Consider the following 22,756-nt stretch of genomic DNA (forward strand, 5'->3'; position numbering starts at 1 on the left):
GGCTTCGGCGCCTGTTCCACCGCCTGTTCCGCGATTTCGACCGTCTGTCGCAGCGCGCTGGGCGGCGCATGCCGTCTTGTCTACAGTGTTTTCATCGCCGGCCGCGCCCGGCCCACCACTGGAGACTAGCCCATGTCACGCACCGCATCGCCCCACTGGAAGCTGGCGCTTCCACTCCTCGGCCTCGCTACCCTGGCGGCGTTCGCCATGCCGACCCAGGCGGCGGCCGACGGCAAGCCGCGCGTGGTGCGCGTGGCGGCGGCGGACGAGCCCTACGCCCTGGTACGCGAGACGTCGGGCAGTTTCGACATCAGCGGCAGCAGCGACGACTGGGACGAGGTGCGCGCGGCCCAGCGCGCCATCCAGGGCGAATTCATCTGGTTCCGCGCGGATGGGCGTGGCTACGTGATCCAGGATCCGGACACGGTCAAGCGGGCGCGCGCCGCCTGGGCGCCGCTCGACCGTCTCGGCGAGATGATGAAGGTCCACGGCAAGGAAATGGAAAAGCACGGCAAGAAGATGGAAGCGCTGGGCCGTGACATGGAGCGCGCCGCAGCCAAGCCGGCGAACCTGCCGAGCGAGCGCGACATGCGCGAAGTCGACGACGGCATGCAGGCGCTGAGCAAGCACATGGACCTGCTGAGCCGGCAAATGGCGGCGGCGCGCGACGATGCGGAGCGCCGCATCATCCAGCAGAAGATGGCCGAGACCGGCAAGCGCATGTCCGACGCCGGCGAGCGCATCGGCGAAGCCTACAACGGTCCGCAGGCGCGCCAGCAGCGCGCCTCGATGGAAGACATCAGCCGCCAGATGGAAATCGCCAACCAGCCGATGGAAAGGCTGGGCAAGCGCATGGGCGAGCTGGGCAAGGAGATGGAACGCGAGAGCAAGGCCGCCGACAAGACGGTGCGCGCCCTGATCAGGGACGCGCGCGCGAAAGGACTCGCCAGGCCCGTGCCGACGGCAAGTTAATCCGCAACCGGCAGCATCGAACCGGTTTCGCGGTACCGCACGTGCCACGAATACGCCTTTTCCAGCACGTGCGGCGTGTGGCCGCCGCGCGCATTCGCTTCTTCGACGTAGTCGCGCAGCATCTGCTTGTACGGCTCGGCCACGCAGTGGTCGATGATGCGCTGGGCGCGTTCGCGCGGGGCCAGGCCGCGCAGGTCGGCCAGGCCGACTTCGGTCACCACGATATCGACGTCGTGCTCGGTGTGGTCGACGTGCGAGACCATCGGCACGATGCTCGAGATCTTGCCGCCCTTGGCCACCGACTTGGTCGCGAACACCGACAGATAGGCGTTGCGCGCGAAGTCGCCCGAGCCGCCGATGCCGTTCATCATGTGGGTGCCGCCCACGTGGGTCGAGTTGATATTGCCGTAGATGTCGAACTCGAGCGCCGTGTTGATGGCGATGAGTCCCAGGCGGCGGATGACTTCCGGATGGTTGCTCACTTCCTGCGGACGCAGCACCAGGCGGTCCTTGTACTTTTCCAGCTCGGCGAACACCTGCCGTCCCTTTCCCTCGGACAGCGTGATCGACGAACCCGAGGCGAAATCGAGCTTGCCGGCGTCGAACAGGTCGAAGGTCGAATCCTGCAGCACCTCGGAGTACATGGTCAGGCCCTTGAACGGACCGTCGATCAGGCCGGCCAGCACGGCGTTGGCGATGGTGCCAATGCCGGCCTGGATCGGCATCAAGCGCTCGGTCAGGCGGCCGGCGGCGATCTCGGCGTTGAAGAAATCGGTCAGGTGGCCGGCGATGGCGGCGGTGTCGTCGTCCGGCGGCTGGATGGTGGAAGCGCTGTCGTGCTTCTCGGTCATGACGATGGCCACGATCTTCTCGGGCGGGATGGCGATCGCCGTGGCGCCGATGCGGTCGCTGACGTTCATCAGCGGCATCGGTTCGCGCTGCGGGCGGTGCTTGGGGATGAAGACGTCGTGCAGGCCTTCGAGCGCCGGCGACTGCGAGAGGTTGATCTCGACGATCACCTTGTCGGCCAGGATCGCGAAGCTGGCGCTGTTGCCGACCGAGGTGGTCGGGATGATGGCGCCGCTCTCGGTGATCGCGATCGCCTCGATGATGGCGACGTCCACCGGCGCGAGCTGGCGCGTGCGCAGCAGCTCGACGGTCTCGGACAGGTGCTGGTCGGTGAACATCACCTCGCCGCGGTTGATCGCGGCGCGCAGGGTAGGGTCGGTCTGGAACGGCATGCGGCGCGCCAGCGCGCCGGCCTGGGTCAGCGCCGCGTCGGTCTCGCCGCCGAGCGAGGCGCCGGTGATCAGGGTGATCGCCAGCGGCGCGCTGCGTGCGCGTTCGGCCAGCGCCAGCGGCACCGCCTTGGCGTCGCCGGCGCGGGTGAAGCCGCTGGTGCCGACGGTCATGCCGTCCTGGATCCATTCGGCGGCATGGGCGGCGCTGGTGATGCGCTCGCGCAGTTGCGGCAGGCGGACGCGGTCGTGGGCAAGGTGGTGATCGTGATGCATGGTTTCTCCTCAGGTTCAGGCTTGGTGTGGTCTTGTTTTTCTTGAAGGGGGGGATCAGGTCAGGCAGTAGGCGACCGGCTGCAGAGGCGGCGGCACGTGTTCGTCACGCAACGCGTTGCGCAGGTCGATCTCGATGGCGCGGCACATGGCGTCCAGCGGCAGGTCGTTGTGTTCGATGCCGAACGGCTCTTCCAGCTCGTCGCCCAGCGCATCCAGGCCGAAGAAGGTGTAGGCCACGATGGCGACCACGAACGGCGTCATGAAGCCGATCGAATCGACCAGGCCGAAGGGCAGCAGGAAGCAGTAGATATAGGCGGTGCGGTGCAGCAGCAGCGTGTACGAAAAGGGGATGGGCGTGTTCTTGATGCGCTCGCACGACGCGGCGGCGGCGGTCAGGCTTGAGAGGGTGTTGTCGATGTTGGCCGCCAGGCAGGCTTCGATGCGCCCCTCCTTGATGCAGCGTTGCAGGTCGTCACCCATGTGGCGCATCAGGCTGTCGGGCTTGTTGCGGGCGCGCGCCATGTCTTCGTATTCGTCCGGCAGCAGGAAGGTGGCCACGTAGGGCGAGCCGGGCTGGTCGCGCAGATGGTCGCGCAGCGCGTGGACAAAGGCGATCGCGCGGTAGATGATGCGAACCCGTGTATCCTGCAAGCCATTGCTTGCGAGGGCAGGCCGTGGGTCGTCGATCAGGCTCATGGTCTGGCGCGCCAGGTTCCGGCAGCGCAGCACCAGCTCGCCCCACAGCTTGCGGCCTTCCCAGAAGCGGTCATAGGCCGAGTTGTTGCGAAAGCCGAGGAAGATCGCGATCGGCAGCCCGATCAGCGTGAAGGGGATCGTGGTGAGGGTGATCTTGAGGTCCCACAGGTCGCCGTGCGACCAGGTGACCAGGGTCGCCACCGCAATATTGACCAGCAGGACAGGCAGGATGCGGGGCAGGACCGAGCCGCGCAACAGGAGGAACAGCTTGAGCCCGGAAGGGCGCTCTCGGATAATCACGGTACCGACCGCATTCGCAAAAAAATAGACGGAGTCAAGGAAAACTCACTAATATATTCGCAGTAAATCACTAATATCTTAGTCAGTCAAGCGCTTGTGCTTGTGCGATCATTCTTGACGTAGACACACTTAACACGGAGCACGCATTGGCCCGCCGTATCACTCACCGCAACCTGCCCCAACTTTTCCTGAAAGCGCGCGAATCGCTGATGTCGCATTTTCGCCCCATCCTCAACCACTTTGGCGTGACCGAGCAGCAGTGGCGCATCCTGCGCGTGCTGGACGAGCACGGGCAGCTGGAACCGCGCGAGATGTGCGACCTGTGCCAGATCCTGAGTCCGAGCATGACCGGCGTGCTGTCGCGGATGGAAGAACTGGGCCTGATCGAGCGCCAGCGCGTGGCGGCCGACCAGCGCCGCATCTGGGTGCGGCTGGCGCCGAAGGGCGACAAGTTGATCGACGAGATCGCACCGCTGATCGAGCAGCAGTACACATTGATCGAGGGAGCGTATGGCAGCCAGGTCGTCGACGACCTGTCGCGGGCGCTGGAGGGTTTCATCGAGGCGCAGGCGACGCCGGTGGAGAGGGTGGAGTTGCCGGCGACGACGAAGGCGGTGAATAGCCGTCGGCCGTGAACGTGCGGGATCGGCGGCCGCGCCGCCGATCCCGCGTCAGCCAGCAATCAATGCTGGTCGATCTTGCCGCGCCAGCCGCCGGTCTCGCTGCCGCGCTTCTCGAGCAGCTCCTTGAAGTTGGCCAGGTTCGAACGCGCTTCCATGCGCACGGCGCCCAGGGCGTCGCCCAGGGTTTCCAATGGGCCTTCCGGCTCGTAGTCCATCTGCAGCGCGATGCGCGTGACGGTGTCCGAGATCTTGTGGAAGGTGACCACGCCGCCGTTCTTGACGCCGGTGACGCTGCGCCAGGCGATGCGGTTGTCCGGGATCTGCTCGGTGATCTCGGCATCCCATTCCTTGTCTTCGCCGGCCACATTGGCCTTCCAGTGCAGGTGCTTGTCGTCCAGCTGGCGAATTTCTTTCACGCTCTTCATGAATTGCGGGAAGTCTTCGAACTGGGTGAACTGGTTATAGGCAGTGCGCACAGGCACGTTGACTTCGATCGTCTCGACGATCGACGAGCTGGCGCCAAAGCCACGGTTTTGCTTGAGTTTCTTCGACAGCATTGCGCCGCCGACGGCCAGGGCGGCCACGGTAACTACACGACCCAACATAGTGTTCTCCTTAGGTTTCGCCCGGGCGCGCCGCGCCGGCACGATGGCCGGCCCACGCGCCTGGGCTCGAATGAATGCACATGCGACGGGGTTCGCGACCTTGTCGCGAATCTGTCATTAAAATAAGCGAAAAGACAAGATGGGGGCGCGCGGCTGGGAAATCCCATTTATGAGAAGTTGCGCGACGTTAACGTGGTTTCCTGTGTGAAATCGAAGACGATGAAGTCGGGGAGAATCAGATGAGCTTGCAAGGTGGATGCTTCTGCGGGGCGGTGCGCTACGAGGCGCACGGCGAACCATTCAACAGCACGTTGTGCCATTGCCTTGATTGCCGCAAGGTGTCGGGGGCCCCGGCTTTCGCCTGGTTCAGCGTCAGGACGACCAGCCTGCACTGGACCGCCAGCGCGCCGCAACGCTTCCGTTCCAGCGAACATGCGCTGCGCAGTTTCTGCCCGTCGTGCGGCGCCACGCTCACCTGGCACGATGAACGCTGGCCGGACGAGATCGACCTCGCCACCGCCAGCCTCGACGATCCGGAACTGGTGCCGCCGGCCGATCACACTTTTGTCCGCAGCCGGCTGGGCTGGCTGAAGCTGCAGGACGGCTTGCCGCAGTACCAGAAGACGCGGTCGGAAGGTTAATAGCGAATTTCATGCGGACGGCATTGTGATCCATGCAGGAAGATGCGAGTATGGAATCATCGTGACTTCCCGGAAAGCTACCGCCATGAGCACACCATCTTCCAGTCGCCTGCGCCGCCGACTTTGCCTCGCCCTGCCTGTTGCCGCACTCGCGGGAATGGTCGGCTCCGCTGCGCAAGCCCGCCCCTTGCCTCCGGCCGGGGTTGGTCACACCACCCGCCATACGGGATTCGAGGTGGCGCTGAAGCTGGACATGTTCGGCCAAGTCAGCAAGCCGGTCGTGGTCGCGCAGAATGCCGAGCGCATCACCTTGCGTGGCGTCCATGGCGATACGCCGTGGGCCCTGGAGTTCACGATCGCCCGCATGGACTACGAGGGCAATCTGCGTGTGCAGGCCAGGCTGACCAGCAACGACGAAGTCCTGGCGGCGCCGATCCGCACCGCCGTGATCGGCCAGCGAGTGGTCGTGCGCGCCGACGACCAGATCGACGTCGCGCTGCTCGTCAGGCGCGTCTAGCGGCGGCAAGCGCGCCGGCGTTCACACGCCATGCGCGACGCACGGGGGCGGATGGCGCAGCGCCTGCCCCATGAGCTCCAGCGCGTGCTGGATCTGGTAGCGGTCGGCCATGCCGCCCACGCACACCCGCACCGCCTCCGGCGCCATGCCTGGCGCCCCGACGGCGAACGCATCGCTGGCGACCACCGCCACCCCGGCCGCGGCCATCGTCTCGGCGAATTGCCGGCGCCCCCACGGCGCGGGTAGCCGCAGCCATAGATGAAAACTGTCCGGCGTGGCGTCGACGCTCGCGTCGGGCAGGGCGCGCAGCGCGATCTTGTGGCGCACCGCGCATTCCTTGCGGATGGCGGCCAGCATCAGGTCGGCCGTGCCGTCGCGGATCCAGCGCGTCGCCAGCGCCGCCGTGATCGGCGAGACCATGGTCGTGGTGGCGCGGATGGCGGCCGTCAGGCGCGCCGTGTAATGGGCGTCAGGGGCGACCAGGAAGCCGACGCGCAGGCCCGCGCCCACGCATTTGGCGAGGCCGGCGATATAAAAGGTGATGTCCGGCCCCATGCTGGCCAGCGGCGGCGGGCCGGAACGCGGCAGGAAGCCGTAGGCGTCGTCCTCGATGATCGCCACGCCATGAAAGCGCGCCACCTCCACCAGCGCCTGGCGCCGCTGCGCCGACATCACCGCCGTGGTCGGATTGAGCAGGGTCGGATTGCAATACAGCGCCTTCGGCGCGTACTGGGCGCAGGCGGCGGCGAAGGCGACCGCATCGATGCCTTCGCCGTCCATCGGCAACCCCACCAGTTTCAGGCCCAGCTGGCCGGCCAGCGCGCGCAACCCCGGATAGGTCAGCTCTTCGCAGCACACGACCGAGCCCGCGGGCGCGATCGCGCCCAGCACCGCCAGCAGCGCGCACTGGGCGCCCGGCGTGACCAGCACCCGTTCCTGGGGAACCACCAGGCCGCGCCGGCGCAGCCACAGCGCACCGGCCTCGCGATCGGCGCGCGAGCCGCAGAAGTCCTGGTAGCGCAGCAGGTCGCGCAGGTGGGCGCCGACTTCCGCATAGCCGGCCTGCATCAGCTGCGCCAGTTCGGGCGACGCCGGCTCGGGCGGCATGTTCATCGACAGGTCGATGTTCGGCCGCCCTTCGACCGCGCGCGGGATGGCGGGACGGCGCTTGCCGCACACGAAGGTGCCGCGGCCCACCGTGGAATCGACCAGCCCGCGCCGCTGCGCCTCGACATAGGCGCGCGCCACCGTGGTGAAGTCGATCCCGAGGCCGGCGGCCAGCCGGCGCTGGGCCGGCAAGCGCTGCTCCGGCATCAGGCGCCCGGTCGTGATGTCGTCGGCGATCGCATTCGCGATCTGCTGGTAGAAGGGCAGGGCGCCGGGCGTGTTCGCCTTCTTCAGCCTGGGCATCCAGCCATCGAATTTCTTGCTCATTGCTGCCGGCCTCCATGACGTTGTTGCGGGCGCGCGCAGGCACCGAAAAGGCTCAACGCGCACCCGGATGATGCGATATCCGCGACCTCGTGTGGCGGCCCCTGGCGCCGATTGTATGGAGCGAATGTATGGAGCCCGCGGACGACGCAAAAAGCCGCCTCCCTCGTCTGTCCCGATGCAAGGCGCGTGCCAGAAGGGGCGGGCGCGCCGTGCCTGCAAATGACCGCAGGCGTGTGCAGTCAAGTCGAGCCTCCGGCGCGATTGATTGGCACGCCCCATGCATTCAATCCAGGCATCGCCCGCCAGGAGAACGATCATGATGAACGAGCTGCCTCTCGCCTATCTGCCCAGCGAGTTTCGCGTCAAATGGGTCACCCTGCCATGGGAGGCGGAGCAGGCCTACCGCCTGCGCCGCGCCGTGTTCTGCGAAGAGCAGGGCATCTTCGCGCACGACGACCGCGACGCGGTCGACGAACGCGCGCAGCTGCTGGTCGCGCTGTCGTGCCTGGCCGGCCTGCCCGACCAGGTGATCGGCACCGTGCGCATCCATGACGAAGGCGACGGCCTGTGGTTCGGTTCGCGGCTGGCCGTCGATCCCGCATGGCGCAAGCACGCCCGGCTCGGCATCACCCTCATCCGCCTGGCGGTCGCCAGCGCCGGCGCGCTGGGCTGCCGCGTGTTTCGCGCCCACGTGCAAAGCCAGAACGTGCCCCTGTTCCAGCGCCTCGACTGGCATGTGCTGCACGAGGAAACCCTGCTGGGACGGCCGCATCACCTGATGCAGGCCGACCTGGCCAGCTATCCGCCCTGCCACACCCCGCAAGCCGGCTATGCCGGGCTGGCGGCCAGGCCGGCGTCGCCTTCCAACCTTCCCACCGGAGAAACCGCATGACCACCCCCACCATCCTGCCTGCGCTCGATGCGCACTACGACGTCGCCATCGTCGGCGGTGGCCAGGCCGGCCTGTCCATGAGCTACTACCTGCAGCAGGCCGGCATCGGGCACATCGTGTTCGAAAAACACGTGCAGGCGCACGCCTGGCGCACCCAGCGCTGGGACGCGTTCTCGCTGGTGACCCCGAACTGGCAATGCCGGCTGCCCGGTCATCCGTATGCCGGCGACGATCCGCACGGCTTCATGCGGCGCGAACAGATCGTCGAGTACCTGGACGGCTTCATCGCCAAGGTGAATGCGCCGGTGCGCGAAGGCGTCGAGGTGCGCGAGGTGGCGCCTTTGGCGAGCGGCGGCTTCGCGCTGCGCACCAGCATCGGCGACACCACCGCGGGCCAGGTCGTAGTGGCTTCGGGCTGCTACCAGGAGCCGATCGTGCCGCGCCTGGCCGAGCGCCTGCCGGCCGACATCGTGCAGCTGCACTCGGCCGACTACCGCAATCCGGACGGCCTGCCCGACGGCGCGGTGCTGGTGGTCGGCTCCGGCCAGTCCGGCGCGCAGATCGCGGAAGACCTGCACCTGGCCGGCCGCCGCGTCCACCTGGCCACCGGCGACGCGCCGCGCTGCGCGCGCTTCTACCGCGGCCGCGACGTGGTCGACTGGCTGGCCGACATGGGCTACTACGACAAGGCGGTGAGCGAACACCCCTTGCGCGAAGGCGTGCGCGACAACACCAACCATTACGTCACGGGCCGCGACGGCGGCCGCGACATCGACCTGCGCGCCTTCGCGCTGCAGGGCATGCGGCTGCACGGCACCCTGACCGGCCTGGAGGGCACGCGGCTCGCCTTCGCCCCCGACCTGAAGGCCAACCTGGACCAGGCCGACGCGGTCTACAACCGCATCAACGCCTCGATCGACAACTGGATCGCGTCCCAGGGCATCGATGCCCCGCCCGGCGCCGCCTACGTGGCGCCATGGGAGCCGGACGGCGCGCTGGCCGACACGCTCGATCTGCGCGCCGAGGGCATCGCAGCCGTGGTCTGGTGCATCGGCTTCGCGCCGGATTTCAAATGGGTCAATGCGCCGGTCTTCAACGGGCGCGGCCATCCGGTCCACGCGCGCGGCGTCAGCGGCCAGCCGGGCCTGTACTTCCTGGGCCTGCCCTGGCTGCACACCTGGGGTTCGGGCCGCTTCTCGGGCGTGGCGCGCGATGCCGAGTACCTGGCGGCGCACATCGGCGCGCTGGCGCAAGGCGGCGCCCCGGCGCTGAGGTATGCCTGACATGCGCCGGTGCAGCGCGCGCCGTGATGTGGCATGCGCCGCACCGCCGCGACGCAACCCCGGCACGCTGTGCTTCGATCCCGCCGCCGTCATTGACTGGACGGTTTGACCGGATCGCTGCCCCGCACCGCGCCGGCATGCCTCTTGGACGGCGGCTTGAATGGAAAACGCTCCATTCAATGTCCGCGCGCCAGGGCATTGACTGGCACGGAGCATGCAATCAATCCCCCTGTGCGGACCGCGTTTTTCCGCGCCAATTCAACCACTAGACAGGAGCACTACCATGCCAGCAGTTACCCAAGCCAAGCACCAGAAAGGCGACTTCTTCGTGGACTACGAGGAGAAGGTGTTCGAGGACGTCAAGGCGAAGCCGGGCGAGAAAGCGCTGGTAACCTTCCACACGGTGGCCTATGAAGGCTCGATCGGTTTCGTCAACATGCTGCAGGCCACCCGCCTGCAGCGCAAGGGATACGAAACCTCGATCCTGATGTACGGGCCGGGCGTCACCCTGGGCATCCAGCGCGGCTTCCCGACCATCGGCGACGAAGCCTTCCCCGGCCACCAGAACTACAGCAAGCAGCTCACCAAATTCATGGAAGAGGGCGGCAAGGTCTATGCCTGCCGCTTCGCGCTGCAGGCGCTGTACGGCCATGGTGAGCCGGCGCTGATCGAAGGCATCCGCCCCATCAGCCCGCTCGACGTGCTCGACCTGAAGCTGCTGCACCTGCGCGACAACGCGGTCGTCATCGATACCTGGACCCTGTAGTCAGCGACAGGAGGGCGGCACCATGAACCAAGCGAACAGGGTGGTCAGGGCGGCGGCGGTGCAGATCGCACCATGCCTGGACAGCGCCGACGGCACCGTCGCGAAGGTCTGCGACGCCATCGCCGAGGCCGCGTCGCGGGGCGCGCAACTGGCGGTGTTCCCGGAGACCTTCGTGCCCTACTACCCCTATTTCTCCTTCATCCGGCCGCCCTTCGAGCAAGGTCCCGAGCACTTGCTGTTGTACGAGCGCGCGGTGGCGGTGCCGGGTCCGGTGACCCACGCCGTCGGCGCCGCGGCGCGGCGCCATGGCGTCGTGGTGGTGCTCGGCGTGAACGAGCGTGACCACGGCTCGCTGTACAACACCCAGCTGGTGTTCGACGCCGACGGCGAGTTGATCCTCAAGCGGCGCAAGATCACGCCGACCTACCACGAGCGCATGGTCTGGGGCCAGGGCGACGCCAGCGGCCTGAAGGTGGTGGACAGTGCGGTCGGCCGCCTCGGCGCGCTGGCCTGCTGGGAACACTACAACCCGCTGGCGCGCTACGCGCTGATGGCGCAGCACGAGGAAATCCATGCCGCCCAGTTCCCCGGCTCGATGGTGGGGCAGGTCTTCGCCGACCAGATGGAAGTGACCATCCGCCACCATGCGCTGGAATCGGGCTGCTTCGTCGTGAACGCCACCGGCTGGCTCACCGACGCCCAGGTCGAGGCGATCACGCCGGACCCGGAGCGCCGCAAGGCGCTGCGCGGCGGCTGCTTCACAGCCATCGTCTCGCCCGAAGGCAAGCTGCTGGCCGAGCCGCTGCGCAGCGGCGAAGGCATGGTCGTGGCCGACCTGGACCTGGCCCTGATCACGAAACGCAAGCGCATGATGGATTCGGTGGGCCACTACGCGCGGCCCGAACTCCTGAGCCTCATGATCGATCCGCGCCAGACGTCTCCCATGCAATCGCAGGTCCAGGCGATGGAGACACGCGGCGCGGAACCTTCTTCCCAACCACTGGAGCAGCCATGAACCCCATGAACCAGCAGTTGATTGCCGAGCTGCAGTCGGTCGGACTGCGGCTGGGCGACACCAGCATCGGCGCGCCGAGCCGGCGCGGCGGCGCCGGCCCGACCGACCACAAGGCGGTCACGATCGATGGCCACACGGTGATGATCCCGGTGCACACGGCGGGCGCCTGGAGCTCGCCCTATGTCGCCGCGCCGCGCGCCGACGGCTCGACGCGCATCGTGCGCGACGGGATCGAGCTGGCCGTGGTGTCCTTCCCGCGCCAGCCGCGCTTTTACAAGCTGCAGACCTACGATGGCGTGCCGTACTCCAAGATCGCCACCCTGCACGGCGCCGACGTGCTGGCGACCACGGTCCTGCAAAGCTGCATCCGCTACGAAAGCCGGCGCAAGTCCTGCCAGTTCTGCGCGATCGGCCAGTCGCTGGCGGCCGGCCGCACGATCCTGCGCAAGACGCCGGAACAGCTGGCCGAGGTGGCGCGCGCCGCGGTGCTGCTCGACGGCGTGAAGCACATGGTCATGACCACCGGCACGCCGAACGCGACCGATCGTGGCGCGCAGATCCTGTGCGAGAGCGCGTTCGCGGTCAAGGCGGCGGTGGACCTGCCGATCCAGGGCCAGTGCGAGCCGCCCGACGACGACGCGTGGTTCCGGCGCATGCGCGATGCCGGCGTCGATTCATTGGGCATGCACCTGGAAGCCGTGACGCCGGCGGTGCGCGCGCGCATCATGCCGGGCAAGGCGAGCGTGCCGCTCAAGCGCTATTTCAGCGCCTTCGAGGCGGCGGTCGCGGTGTTCGGCCCGGGCCAGGTCAGCACCTACATCCTGGCCGGGCTGGGCGACACGCCGGAGGCGATCCTCGCCATGAGCGAGCGTCTGGTGGACATGGGCGTGTATCCCTTCGTGGTGCCGTTCGTGCCCGTCACCGGCACCCCGCTCGAAGACCATCCGGCGCCCGACGCCGCCTTCATGCGCGCCGTCCTGGCGCCGCTGGCCGGGATCCTTGAGCGCGGCAATCTGCGCGCGGCCGACATCAAGGCGGGTTGCGGACGCTGCGGCGCCTGCTCGACCCTGTCCACCTACGAAAAGCGGCCGGCGGCATGAGCGACTCCACACTGGAAGCGCTCGCCGCATCCCTGCGCGCGAGTCCCGGCTTCGCGCACAAGCGCGACATCGAGGGCGTGCTGCCGGCCCTGCGCGGGGCCGCGCCCAGCGGCGTCGCCATCGGCGACGATTGCGCGGCGATCCCCGACGGCGACGGCTACCTGCTGTTCGCGATCGAAGGCTTCCTGAACGAATTCGTCGAGCGCGAACCCTGGTTCGCCGGCTATTGCGGCGTGATGGTCAACGTGAGCGACATCCATGCCATGGGCGGACGGCCCACCGCCGTCGTGGATGCGCTGTGGAGCCGCGGCGGCGACGCCGCCACCCCGGTGCTGGAGGGGATGGCGGCGGCCTCCCTCGCGTATGGCGTTCCCATCGTCGGCGGCCACAGCAACCGGCGCACCGACCGCGAACAGCTGTCGGTCGCCATCGTCGGCCGCGCGCACCGCCTGCTGACCAGCTTCGATGCGCGACCTGGCCAGCACCTGGTCGCCGCGATCGACCTGCGCGGACGCTTCCAGGAGCCGTATGCCTACTGGAACACGAGCCTCGGCGCGCCGCCGGAGCGCCTGCGCGCCGACCTCGAGATCCTGCCGGCGCTGGCCGAGGACGGCCTGGCGGCGGCGGCCAAGGACATCAGCATGGCGGGCGTGGTCGGGACGGCGCTGATGCTGCTCGAATGCTCGGGCATCGGCGCCGTCATCGACGTCGACCTGGTGCCGCGTCCGGACGGCGTCGACCTGGCGCGCTGGCTGGGCGTCTTCCCCAGCTACGGCTTCTTGCTCAGCGTCGCCGACGAGCACCTGGACGCCGTGCTGGCGCGCTTCGCGGCGCGCGGCATCGCCTGCGCCGCGATCGGCCGCACGGAAGCGGGCAGCGCCGTCACGCTGCGGCGCGGCGCCGAACGGGTCACGCTGTGGGATTTCGAACGGGAAGCCTTCATCGGCTGCGGTGAAGAACGCGATAGGGGAGCAAACCATGCCTGAAGTACGTTTTCTGGTCCGCTGGCCGGATGCCAGCACCGACGACTGCTATTCTCCGTCGACGGCCATCAAGGAGCACCTGGCCGCCGGCACGCCGTATGCGCTGGCCGACTTCCTGGCGCGCAGCCGCCGCGGGCTGGGCGCCGCCAGCGAGCGGGTGCGCGCCAAATATGGTTTCGCCTGCTCGTCGGCCATGGACCAGCTGGCGCGCATCGAGACGAAGGCCGCTGCCTTCCAGGGCGATGGCGACGCGGTCGTGCGGGTCGAGCGGTTTTCACCTTGAGCTCGCCCTGAGCGTAGCCGGCAAACGTTGCGGCGGCGCGAACTGGATGGGCATACAGTAAATCGCGGCGGTATAATGGCCGGATGCAGACCCTTCTTCACAACCTCAATCCCGAACAACTTGCCGCAGTTACACTGCCTTCGCAGAGCGCGCTGATCCTTGCCGGCGCCGGTTCCGGCAAGACGCGCGTGCTGACCACGCGCATCGCCTGGCTGATCCAGACCAACCAGGTGTCGCCGGCCGGCATCATGGCGGTGACGTTCACGAACAAGGCGGCGAAGGAGATGCTCACGCGTTTGTCGGCCATGCTGCCGATTAATACGCGCGGCATGTGGATCGGCACCTTCCACGGCCTGTGCAACCGGCTGCTGCGCACGCACTACCGCGACGCCGCGTTGCCGCAGACGTTCCAGATCCTCGACTCGCAAGACCAGCTGTCGCTGATCAAGCGCATGCTCAAGGCGCACAATGTCGACGACGAGAAGTATCCGGCCAAGAACCTGATGTACTTCATCAACAACGCCAAGGACCAGGGCCTGCGCGCCTCGCAGGTCGAAGCGTATGACCCGATCGAGCGCCGCATGGTCGAGTTGTATGAGTTGTACGATCAGCAATGCCAGCGCGAAGGCGTGGTCGATTTCGCCGAGCTGCTGCTGCGTTCCTATGAACTGCTGGCGCGCAATGGCCCGCTGCGCCATCACTACCAGATGCGTTTCCGCCACATCCTGGTCGACGAGTTCCAGGATACCAATGACTTGCAATACAACCTGCTGAAATTGCTGGCGGGGCAGGGCGAGACCGGCGGCGGCGCCATCTTCGCCGTCGGCGACGACGACCAGAGCATCTATGCCTTCCGCGGCGCCAACGTCGGCAATATGTCGGCCTTCGAGCGCGACTACCAGGTCAAGAACCTGATCAAGCTGGAGCAGAACTACCGCTCGCACGGCCACATCCTCGACAGCGCCAACTACCTGATCGCCAATAACACCAAGCGTCTGGGCAAGAACCTGCGCACGGATGCGGGCCAGGGCGAGCCGGTGCGCGTGTACGAGGCGTCGTCCGACCTCGAAGAAGCGCAGTGGATCATCGAAGAAGCGAAAAGCCTCATGAACGAGGGCATGCCGCGCAACGAGATCGCGATCCTGTACCGCAGCAATGCCCAGAGCCGGGTGATCGAGCACGCGCTGTTCGCCGCCGGCCTGCCGTACACCGTGTACGGCGGCCTGCGCTACTTCCAGCGCGCCGAGGTCAAGCACGCCATCGCCTACCTGCAGCTGATGGATAATCCGCACAACGATTCGGCCTTCCTGCGCGTGGTGAACTTCCCCACCCGCGGCATCGGCGCGCGCTCGATCGAGCAGCTGCAGATGGCGGCCGACAGCTACGGCATCTCGCTGTATGCGGCCGTGCCCTATATGTCCGGCAAGGCCGGCACGTCGCTGGGCGCCTTCGTCAAATTGATCGAAGGCGCGCGTTTCGAGACCCAGCAATTGCCGCTGCCCGAGCTGGTGCGCGTGGTGCTCGAGCGCAGCACCCTGCTCACGCATTACGCCAACGAGAAGGAAGGAGCCGACCGCATCGAGAACCTGGAGCAGATGGTCAACGCCGCGACCCAGTTCGTGCAAGAAGAAGGCTTCGGCGTCCAGGCGCCGGCCCATCTGGGCCCGCCATCTCAGGCCCAGGCCGGCAAGGCGGTGGTCTACCAGGACGGCATCGAGGTCATCGACGGCGGCGCGCCGCTGCCGACCGTGATGTCGCCCTTGTCCGCCTTCCTGTCGCATGCTTCGCTCGAGGCGGGCGATGCCCAGGCCCAGGCCGGGCAAGAGGCATTGCAGCTGATGACGGTGCACTCGGCCAAGGGCCTGGAATTCGACGCGGTGTTCATCACCGGCCTCGAAGAAGGCCTGTTCCCGCACGAGAGCAGCGCGCGCGAAGCCGAGGGCGTGGACGAAGAACGGCGCCTGATGTACGTGGCGATCACGCGCGCGCGCCGGCGCCTGTACATGAGCTTTACCCAGCAGCGCATGCTGCACGGCCAGACCCGCTTCAACATGAAGTCGCGCTTCTTCGACGAGTTGCCCGAAGAAGCGCTCAAGTGGCTGTCGCCGCGCGTGCAGACCGCCTGGTTCGCTGGCCGCAAGCAGACGACGGCCTGGGACGACGCCAAGTTCCGCGAAGGCGGCAGCGACAACAAGATCGCGCAGCAGATCACGCAGAAGTCGAAGTCGGATAACGGCCGCGGCACCGGCTGGCGCGTGGGTGAATCCGTGTCGCACGCCAAGTTCGGCGAAGGCGTGATCGTCAATATCGAAGGCGGCGCCGGCGCGGCGCGGGCCCAGATCAATTTCGGTTCGGCCGGGATGAAGGTGCTGGACTTGTCGATCGCGAAGCTGGAGAAGATCGGGCGCTGAGCTTCATGGTGGATGGCGGCGCCATCCACCCGCCGACATCATTTCTCGAGGCTGACCTTGTCAGCCGGCGCCGTGTCCGGCTTGCCGAAAATCTCCCGATACCCCGCATACATCGCGCACTGCAGCAGCAGGATGAACAGGAAGATCACCCACATGATCACCACCCGCGCGATATTATTCCCGCCCAGCAGCATGGCGATCACCATGCACACCGCGAAGAAGATCGCGAACCAGGCCAGCAGCAAGACCAGGAACACGCCGGCACTGCGTTTCACCGCAAAGAAGCTGTAGAACACGGCCTTGAACGGCGGCATCTTTTGCCAGTAGGTGAGCGGGGCGGCGAAGCACAGCGAGATCAGCGCCGCGACGTCGACCGCAAAGATCAGGAACATCGCCAGCACGTCCGATCCCGCCAGCACGGCCGGGGTGCCGGTCGTGCCCTGGGCCCGGACCTGCTCCCAGAACGTTTCATCGACGGCGAGGCGGGTGATCAGCGCCAGCACCAGCGACACGGCCAGGTAGACCACCCCGACCTTGCACAATTCGCGGAATACCGGCTTGCGGAATCCCGTCAGCAGCACCGCGGGCGAGACGCGCTGCCCGCTCTCGATCATCGAGCAACCCATCATGAAAGCCATCGAGAACGACGGAATCAGGACCACCGCCACCATCGGTCCCAGCAGCGGCACGGAGCTGATCAGGATGCTGATGAGGATGTTGGCGAACAGCAGCGTGGTGAGGGCCGCGGGTTGTTGACGGAACAGGCTGGCGCCGCGTTTGAGCCAGATCCAGCCGGTGATAGCAGGCAAATTGTTCATTTAGGGCAAATTCGGCGCCGGGCAAGCGATGCGCTCGCGCAGGATGCGTTCGAAATGGGTCGGATCGTGCGGCGTCAACAGCTCGGCCGCACGGGGAAGATGCAGATCATACAGGCGCGACAGCCAGAAGCGAAGCGCGCCGGCGCGCAGCATCGGCTGCCAGGCGGCTTGTTCGTCTGCGGTGAATGGCCGCACCTCATGGTAGGCGTCCAGCAACGCACGCACCCGGGCTGCGTCAAGAACGCCGGTGGCCAGGTCGACGCACCAGTCGTTGACGGTCACGGCGACGTCGTACAGCCAGGTGTCGACGCCGGCAAAATAAAAGTCGAAGCAGCCGCTCAGGCGCTCGCCCTCGAACATCACGTTGTTGCGGAACAGGTCGGCGTGTACGGGCCCGCGCGCCAGTTGCGCATAGGTGGCGCCGGCGGCGAACTCGCTCTGGTAGGCCACTTCGCTGCGCAGCAGCGCGGCTTCGGCTTCATTCAAGAACGGCAGGACGGCCGGCGCGGTCTCCACCCACCAGTCCAGGCCACGCAAATTGGGTTGATGCAGGGTGAAATCCTGGGCCGCCAGGTGCATGCGCGCCAGCATGCGACCCACTTCGGCGCAGTGCACCGGCTGCGGGTCGAGCTGCGAGCTGCCTTGCAGGCGGCTGACGATGATCGCCGGCTTGCCGTGCAGCGCGACCACCAGTTCATCGTCCGTGTTCGGCACCGGCGCCGGCACCGGAATGCCGCGTTCGGCCAGGTGGGCCATCAGCTTGACGTAGAAGGGGAGCTGGTCGAAGCGCAGGTTCTCGAAGATCGTGAGCACATACTCGCCAGACCGTGGACCATGCGCAGTGCTCAAGAAAAAATTGCTGTTGTCGATGCCGGATGAAATGCCTTCGAGCCCGACGGCCTGGCCGAGCGGGTACTGCTTGATCCACTGGTGAAGGTCATCCAGCGAGACCGCGGTAAATACTGCCATGTGCTAACAAAAGAGAAGGTGAGAACCCGCCGCCGCGACACAAGCGCCGCGGCCAGTGGGATCATTGTTTGGTGGTCGGCTCCAGCGCGGGCGGTGGCGGCACGTCGGCGCGGGCGGGCACGCCCGGACGCGCGGGGGCCGGCGCGACCGGCTGATCGGCTGTGTCCTGCTTCTTGGGATTGCCAAAGTCGAATTCCATCACCGTCCATTGTGGGGCACGGATGTTGTTGCTGGTGGCATCGCCGGGTTGGGCGTTACCTGGTGCAACGTTGGGCTTCATGGTGTAGCGGCTCGGGCCGCTTTCTACCTCGACCTGGGTGACCGTGCCGTCATTGCTGCGGCGCTCCGTGATCTTGGTGCGCTGGCGTGGCGGAATCGTGGTGGCCGGCGTGTCGCTGCCCGGCTCGATGCGTTCGAGTTCGGGCGGCGCATCGCTGGGCCGCTGCTGGTTCTGCGGCGGCGTCGGCGTCGGTTGCGTCGGGGGCAACGCCGACTGCTGGGCCGCGGCCGAGCCGGCGAGCAGGCAAAGCGTCAGGAGGGCGAAGCGGGATGTCGAGCGCAGCATGATGGTCACCTAATGTCGTTTAGTCCATTGTAGCAAACAGCGTCCCTGCCCAGTGAAAAGTGTGCCAAAACCTTATGTTTACAGAGGGGCAAGTGCCTTGAAGCTCAGGCGCGGCTGCTGATGCGGATTCTGCGATAATGGCGCTTACCCTGGCGCCACCGATGGCGCCGCCTGCCGAACTCCTGAATGTCGCCCCCCTTATGGACAATACCCTGCTGCTCGTTGACGGTTCCAGTTATCTTTATCGCGCCTACCACGCGCTGCCCGACCTGCGCAGCCCGGACGGCTTCCCGACCGGCGCCATGCACGGCATGGTCAATATGCTGCGCCGCCTGCGCGCCGACTTTCCGGCCGCCTACATCGCCTGCGTCTTCGATGCCAAGGGCAAGACGTTCCGCGACGACCTGTATCCCGAATACAAGGCGACGCGCGCCTCGATGCCGGAAGACCTGGGCAAGCAGATCGAACCGATCCACGAAGTGGTGCGCTACATGGGCTGGCCGATCCTGATGGTGGATGGTGTCGAAGCGGATGACGTGATCGGCACCCTGGCGGTGCAGGCCACCGCGCGCGGCATGAACACCGTGGTCTCGACCGGCGACAAGGACCTGGCCCAGCTGGTCAATGACAAGGTCATGCTGATCAATACCATGACCAACGAGCGCATGGACGAGGCCGGCGTGCTGGCCAAGTTCGGCGTGGCGCCGAACCGCATCATCGACTACCTGACCCTGATCGGCGACACCGTCGACAACGTGCCGGGCGTGGCCAAGTGCGGCCCCAAGACGGCCGTCAAGTGGCTCACCCTGCACGGCTCGCTCGATGGCGTGATCGAGAACGCGGCCAGCATCGGCGGCGCCGTCGGCGCCAACCTGCAGGCGGCCCTGGAGTGGCTGCCGAAGGGGCGCGAACTGATCACCGTCAAGACCGACTGCGACCTGGTCAAGCACGTGATCTCGTTCGAAGAGTCGCTGGTCGGCCGTCCGGAAGACGCCGAGGCGCTGCGCGACTTTTTCCAGCGCTATGGTTTCAAGACCATGCTGCGCGACCTGGGCGGCGCCAAGGCGACCGATGGCAGCGTGCGTCCGGCCGCCGGCAGCGCGCCGGGCGGCGGGCCGCTGAACTCGCCGGAAGGCGCGGCCACCCTGGCCGGCATGCCGGTCATCAAGGGTGAATACGAAACGATTCTCACCGACGAGCAGCTCGACAAATGGCTGGCGCTGGTCGACGCGGCCGAGCTGACCTCGGTCGACACCGAAACCACCTCGCTCGACCCGATGGCGGCCGAGATGGTCGGCATCTCGCTGTCGGTCGAGGTGGGCAAGGGCGCCTACATCCCGGTGGCGCACCGCTATGCCGGCGCGCCGGACCAGCTGTCGCGCGAGCACGTGCTGGAAAAGATGCGCGGCTGGCTCGAGAATCCAGCCAAGCCGAAGGTGGGCCAGAACCTCAAGTACGATATGCACATCTTCGCCAACCATGGCGTGACCTTGAAGGGCATCGTGCACGACACGCTGCTGCAATCGTATGTGTTCGAGTCGCACAAGCCGCACGATATGGACACGATGGCGATGCGCCACCTCGGCTACACCACGATTCCCTACGTGGACGTGTGCGGCAAGGGCGCCAAGCAGATCTGCTTCGACCAGGTCGAGCTGGCGCGCGCCACCGAGTACGCCGGCGAGGATTCGGACATCACCCTGCGCCTGCACCAGAGCATGCTGCCGGAAGTCGAGAAGGACAAGGGCCTCGCCTACATCTACCGCGAGATCGAGATGCCGACCATGGAAGTGCTGCACAAGATCGAGCGCAACGGCGTGCTGATCGACAGCGCGCTGCTCGACGTGCAATCGGGCGAGCTGGGCAAGCGCATGATGGAACTGGAACAGCAGGCCTATGAAGCGGCCGGCGGCCCGTTCAACCTGGGTTCGCCGAAACAGATCGGCGAGATTTTCTTCGGCAAGCTCGGCCTGCCGGTGATCAAGAAGACCGCCACCGGCGCGCCGTCGACCGACGAAGAGGTGCTGCAAAAGCTGGCCGAAGATTATCCGCTGCCGAAGATCCTGCTCGAGCACCGCGGCATGTCGAAGCTGAAGTCGACCTATACCGACAAGCTGCCGAAGATGGTCAACCCGAACACCGGCCGCGTGCACACGAACTATGCGCAGGCGGTGGCGATCACCGGCCGCCTGTCGTCGAACGAGCCGAACCTGCAGAACATCCCGGTGCGTAACGCCGAAGGCCGCCGCATCCGCGAAGCCTTCATTGCCGCCCCCGGCCACGTGATCGTCTCGGCCGACTATTCGCAGATCGAGCTGCGCATCATGGCGCATATCTCGGGCGACGCGGCCATGCTCAAGGCTTTCGCCGACGGCGAGGACATCCACCGCGCCACCGCCGCCGAGATCTTCGGCATCCCGCCGGCCGACGTGCAGAGCGAGCAGCGCCGCTACGCGAAGGTGATCAACTTCGGCCTGATCTATGGCATGAGCGCCTTCGGCCTGGCCCAGAACCTGGGCATCGAGCGTTCGGCCGCCTCGAGCTACATCGACCGCTATTTCGCGCGCTTCTCGGGCGTGAAGCAGTACATGGACAACACGCGCCTGGAAGCGAAGGCGCGCGGCTACGTCGAGACCGTGTTCGGCCGCCGCCTGTGGCTGCCCGAGATCAATTCGCCGAACGGCCCGCGCCGCGCCGGCGCCGAACGCGCGGCGATCAATGCGCCGATGCAGGGCACGGCGGCCGACCTGATCAAGCTGGCGATGATCGCGGTGCAGGGCTGGATCGAGAACGAGAAGCTGGGCACGCGCATGATCATGCAGGTGCACGACGAACTGGTGCTCGAGGTGCCGGAAGCCGAGCTGGAACTGGTGCGGGTCAAGCTGCCGGAGCTGATGGCGGGTGTGGCCAAGCTCGACGTGCCGCTGCTGGCCGAGACCGGTGTCGGCAAGAACTGGGAAGAGGCGCACTGATAGCGTACTGATGTAGGGACGCGGCCAGGCGCCTGCACATCGTCCATGGAGGACTCTTGAAACTCTATATAGACGAGCATTGCCCTTTCTGCAGCCGCGCGCGGCTGGCCCTGGGCCTGAAGAATCTGCCCTTCGAGATCATCGTCGTCATGGAAGACGATGCCGAGACGCCCACGCGCCTGGTCGGCAAGAAGGCCGTGCCGATCATCGGCGACGCCAAGCTGTGGCCGATTCTGCGTTCGCTGAGCATCGTCGACGGGCTACAGTTCCCGCCGGCGGTGCGCAGCGATATGGAACGGCTCGCAGTCGACGGCGAGATGCCGCTGCTGTTCGACCAGGCCAGGTAGGCGCCGTTCCGATCATTGTTGATCAAGGGCGGCAGCCACGATCTTTTCCATATCGGATTGCGCCGCCTCGCAGTTCGCCAGCTGGATGACCGACATGCGGTGGGCCGGTATCCTGAGGATCAGCGTGTCGAATCCCCACAGGCCGCCGCTGTGGAATACGACGTCATGGCCTGCGCGCTGGATCACCTCCAGCCCGAAGCGGTAAGCCGGCACCGAACCGTCCAGCAAGGGCGAAGCCTGCAGCATCGCGCGCAACAGACTCGCTGGATCGGCCCATTGGCGATGCCATTCTTTTTCCCAGCGCAGCAGTTCATTGACGCTCGCGTAGACGCCGCCATCTCCAACCGTGTTGGCATTGCCCAGGTGCTGCTTGTAGCCGAAGGGACGCGCGCGATCGGCTTCATAGCTGAAGACCCGGTGTTCGATGATACTGAAGCGGTCCTCGTCGAACACGATGCGCCGCATTCCCAGCGGATCGAACAGCTTTTCTCGCGCATAGCGGCCGAGCGACCTGCCGCTCAGGCGCTCCACCAGGGTGGCAAGCAGGATGTAGTTGCTATTGCTGTAGCGGTATCCGGTCGACGTGGGGAAGGTGACGGTGTCGAGACGAGCGATCACCTGCAGGATCATCCGGTTGTCGAAATAGTCGGCCTCGTGGCGCGACAACTGGGATTCGATGAACTGGAAATAGTCCGGGATGCCGCTGCTGTGATTGAGCAGGCTGCGCAGCGGGAAGGGTTGTTCGAACTTCGCCAGTTCCGGCAGGTGGATGCAAACGTCGTCATCGAGCCCGATGGCGCCCGCGCGCACCAGCGACAGCACGCAGGCGGCGGTGAACTGCTTGGATTCGGAGGCGAGGTAATACGCCGAGTCGGAGCCCAAGGGCACCTTCAGTTCGAGCGAGGCCATGCCGTGGTGAAGCTCGAATACGGCCTTGCCGTCGCACAGGACGGCGGCGCTGAAGCCCGGGCCGTCCGGCGGTAAGGTCGATTGCAGTTGCGTGAAATGGTCTTCCAGCCGGTGCACGAAAATCCCTGTCTTGTCCACTAT

At 66.4% G+C, this 22,756-nt stretch carries 22 protein-coding genes; 14 read left to right on the forward strand and 8 right to left on the reverse strand.

The window, feature by feature from the left end:
• The first annotated feature begins 132 nt into the window (after positions 1-132).
• A complete protein-coding gene (locus tag ABIB42_RS07515; protein ID WP_005667975.1) occupies positions 133-972 on the forward strand; it encodes a hypothetical protein in 840 nt (279 codons plus the stop codon).
• On the opposite strand, the gene ABIB42_RS07520 is transcribed toward ABIB42_RS07515, so the two are convergent.
• Positions 969-2,486, reverse strand: a complete 1,518-nt coding sequence (locus ABIB42_RS07520) for an acetyl-CoA hydrolase/transferase family protein (protein ID WP_429248163.1) — start codon at positions 2,484-2,486, stop codon at positions 969-971. The genes ABIB42_RS07515 and ABIB42_RS07520 overlap by 4 nt on opposite strands.
• Before the next feature lie 54 nt (positions 2,487-2,540).
• Entirely contained in the window at positions 2,541-3,482 is a 942-nt protein-coding gene (locus tag ABIB42_RS07525; RefSeq protein ID WP_005667980.1) for a bestrophin family protein, read from the reverse strand.
• Positions 3,483-3,628: 146 nt separating this feature from the next.
• On the opposite strand from ABIB42_RS07525, the gene hpaR reads away from it, so the two are divergent.
• Positions 3,629-4,117 carry a homoprotocatechuate degradation operon regulator HpaR gene (hpaR, locus tag ABIB42_RS07530; RefSeq protein WP_005667982.1) on the forward strand — a complete coding sequence of 163 codons (489 nt, stop codon included), beginning with the start codon at positions 3,629-3,631 and terminating at the stop codon, positions 4,115-4,117.
• A gap of 47 nt (positions 4,118-4,164) precedes the next feature.
• Here the strand turns inward: hpaR and ABIB42_RS07535 are convergent, their stop codons facing one another.
• Complete coding sequence (locus ABIB42_RS07535) at positions 4,165-4,710, reverse strand: SRPBCC family protein (protein WP_429248164.1); 546 nt, start codon at positions 4,708-4,710, stop codon at positions 4,165-4,167.
• A gap of 239 nt (positions 4,711-4,949) precedes the next feature.
• Here ABIB42_RS07535 and ABIB42_RS07540 point away from each other — a divergent pair, with 239 nt between their 5' ends.
• A complete protein-coding gene (locus ABIB42_RS07540) occupies positions 4,950-5,351 on the forward strand; it encodes a GFA family protein (protein WP_429248165.1) in 402 nt (133 codons plus the stop codon).
• 157 nt (positions 5,352-5,508) lie between these two features.
• Positions 5,509-5,868, forward strand: a complete 360-nt coding sequence (locus tag ABIB42_RS07545; protein ID WP_429248166.1) for a hypothetical protein — start codon at positions 5,509-5,511, stop codon at positions 5,866-5,868.
• A 21-nt stretch (positions 5,869-5,889) separates the two neighbouring features.
• On the opposite strand, the gene ABIB42_RS07550 is transcribed toward ABIB42_RS07545, so the two are convergent.
• The gene (locus ABIB42_RS07550) at positions 5,890-7,302 is read right to left on the reverse strand and encodes a PLP-dependent aminotransferase family protein (RefSeq protein WP_005667989.1); all 1,413 of its coding nucleotides are present in this window, start codon (positions 7,300-7,302) and stop codon (positions 5,890-5,892) included.
• A gap of 316 nt (positions 7,303-7,618) precedes the next feature.
• Here ABIB42_RS07550 and ABIB42_RS07555 point away from each other — a divergent pair, with 316 nt between their 5' ends.
• From ABIB42_RS07555 to ABIB42_RS07590, 8 genes are all read left to right on the forward strand, one after another.
• Positions 7,619-8,194 (forward strand): MSMEG_0567/Sll0786 family nitrogen starvation N-acetyltransferase, encoded by a 576-nt coding sequence (locus ABIB42_RS07555; protein WP_429248167.1) that lies wholly within the window; start codon positions 7,619-7,621, stop codon positions 8,192-8,194.
• Positions 8,191-9,477, forward strand: a complete 1,287-nt coding sequence (locus ABIB42_RS07560) for an MSMEG_0569 family flavin-dependent oxidoreductase (RefSeq protein WP_429248168.1) — start codon at positions 8,191-8,193, stop codon at positions 9,475-9,477. Before ABIB42_RS07555 ends, ABIB42_RS07560 begins: the two co-directional genes overlap by 4 nt.
• 283 nt (positions 9,478-9,760) lie before the next feature.
• Positions 9,761-10,243: an MSMEG_0572/Sll0783 family nitrogen starvation response protein gene (locus tag ABIB42_RS07565; protein ID WP_005667995.1), complete on the forward strand. Its 483-nt coding sequence runs from the start codon at positions 9,761-9,763 to the stop codon at positions 10,241-10,243.
• A 22-nt stretch (positions 10,244-10,265) separates the two neighbouring features.
• Positions 10,266-11,258, forward strand: a complete 993-nt coding sequence (locus ABIB42_RS07570) for a Nit6803 family nitrilase (protein WP_429248169.1) — start codon at positions 10,266-10,268, stop codon at positions 11,256-11,258.
• A complete protein-coding gene (locus ABIB42_RS07575; RefSeq protein WP_005667999.1) occupies positions 11,255-12,358 on the forward strand; it encodes an MSMEG_0568 family radical SAM protein in 1,104 nt (367 codons plus the stop codon). Before ABIB42_RS07570 ends, ABIB42_RS07575 begins: the two co-directional genes overlap by 4 nt.
• Complete coding sequence (locus ABIB42_RS07580; RefSeq protein ID WP_005668001.1) at positions 12,355-13,344, forward strand: sll0787 family AIR synthase-like protein; 990 nt, start codon at positions 12,355-12,357, stop codon at positions 13,342-13,344. The genes ABIB42_RS07575 and ABIB42_RS07580 overlap by 4 nt, the downstream gene beginning before the upstream one ends.
• Positions 13,337-13,624 (forward strand): MSMEG_0570 family nitrogen starvation response protein, encoded by a 288-nt coding sequence (locus ABIB42_RS07585; protein WP_429248170.1) that lies wholly within the window; start codon positions 13,337-13,339, stop codon positions 13,622-13,624. Before ABIB42_RS07580 ends, ABIB42_RS07585 begins: the two co-directional genes overlap by 8 nt.
• Positions 13,625-13,707: 83 nt before the next feature.
• The gene (locus tag ABIB42_RS07590; RefSeq protein ID WP_429248171.1) at positions 13,708-16,035 is read left to right on the forward strand and encodes a UvrD-helicase domain-containing protein; all 2,328 of its coding nucleotides are present in this window, start codon (positions 13,708-13,710) and stop codon (positions 16,033-16,035) included.
• A 38-nt stretch (positions 16,036-16,073) separates the two neighbouring features.
• On the opposite strand, the gene ABIB42_RS07595 is transcribed toward ABIB42_RS07590, so the two are convergent.
• The 3 genes from ABIB42_RS07595 to ABIB42_RS07605 all read right to left on the reverse strand — a co-directional run bounded on the left by ABIB42_RS07595 (position 16,074) and on the right by ABIB42_RS07605 (position 18,387).
• Positions 16,074-16,853 carry a BPSS1780 family membrane protein gene (locus ABIB42_RS07595; protein WP_005668006.1) on the reverse strand — a complete coding sequence of 260 codons (780 nt, stop codon included), beginning with the start codon at positions 16,851-16,853 and terminating at the stop codon, positions 16,074-16,076.
• Entirely contained in the window at positions 16,854-17,822 is a 969-nt protein-coding gene (locus tag ABIB42_RS07600) for a homoserine kinase (RefSeq protein ID WP_005668007.1), read from the reverse strand.
• A 61-nt stretch (positions 17,823-17,883) separates the two neighbouring features.
• Positions 17,884-18,387 carry a hypothetical protein gene (locus ABIB42_RS07605; RefSeq protein ID WP_005668010.1) on the reverse strand — a complete coding sequence of 168 codons (504 nt, stop codon included), beginning with the start codon at positions 18,385-18,387 and terminating at the stop codon, positions 17,884-17,886.
• 200 nt (positions 18,388-18,587) lie between these two features.
• Between ABIB42_RS07605 and polA the strand changes: the two genes are divergently transcribed.
• The gene (polA, locus tag ABIB42_RS07610; RefSeq protein ID WP_429248187.1) at positions 18,588-21,359 is read left to right on the forward strand and encodes a DNA polymerase I; all 2,772 of its coding nucleotides are present in this window, start codon (positions 18,588-18,590) and stop codon (positions 21,357-21,359) included.
• A 56-nt stretch (positions 21,360-21,415) separates the two neighbouring features.
• Positions 21,416-21,706, forward strand: coding sequence for a glutathione S-transferase N-terminal domain-containing protein (locus tag ABIB42_RS07615; RefSeq protein WP_005668013.1), 291 nt, complete (start codon positions 21,416-21,418; stop codon positions 21,704-21,706).
• 12 nt (positions 21,707-21,718) lie between these two features.
• Here ABIB42_RS07615 and ABIB42_RS07620 read toward each other — a convergent pair whose 3' ends face one another.
• Positions 21,719-22,732, reverse strand: coding sequence for a serine hydrolase domain-containing protein (locus ABIB42_RS07620; protein WP_005668015.1), 1,014 nt, complete (start codon positions 22,730-22,732; stop codon positions 21,719-21,721).
• Positions 22,733-22,756 lie beyond the last annotated feature (24 nt).

The organism is Massilia sp. UYP32, assembly GCF_050434365.1.
Classification (GTDB): Bacteria; Pseudomonadota; Gammaproteobacteria; order Burkholderiales; family Burkholderiaceae_D; genus Telluria; species Telluria timonae.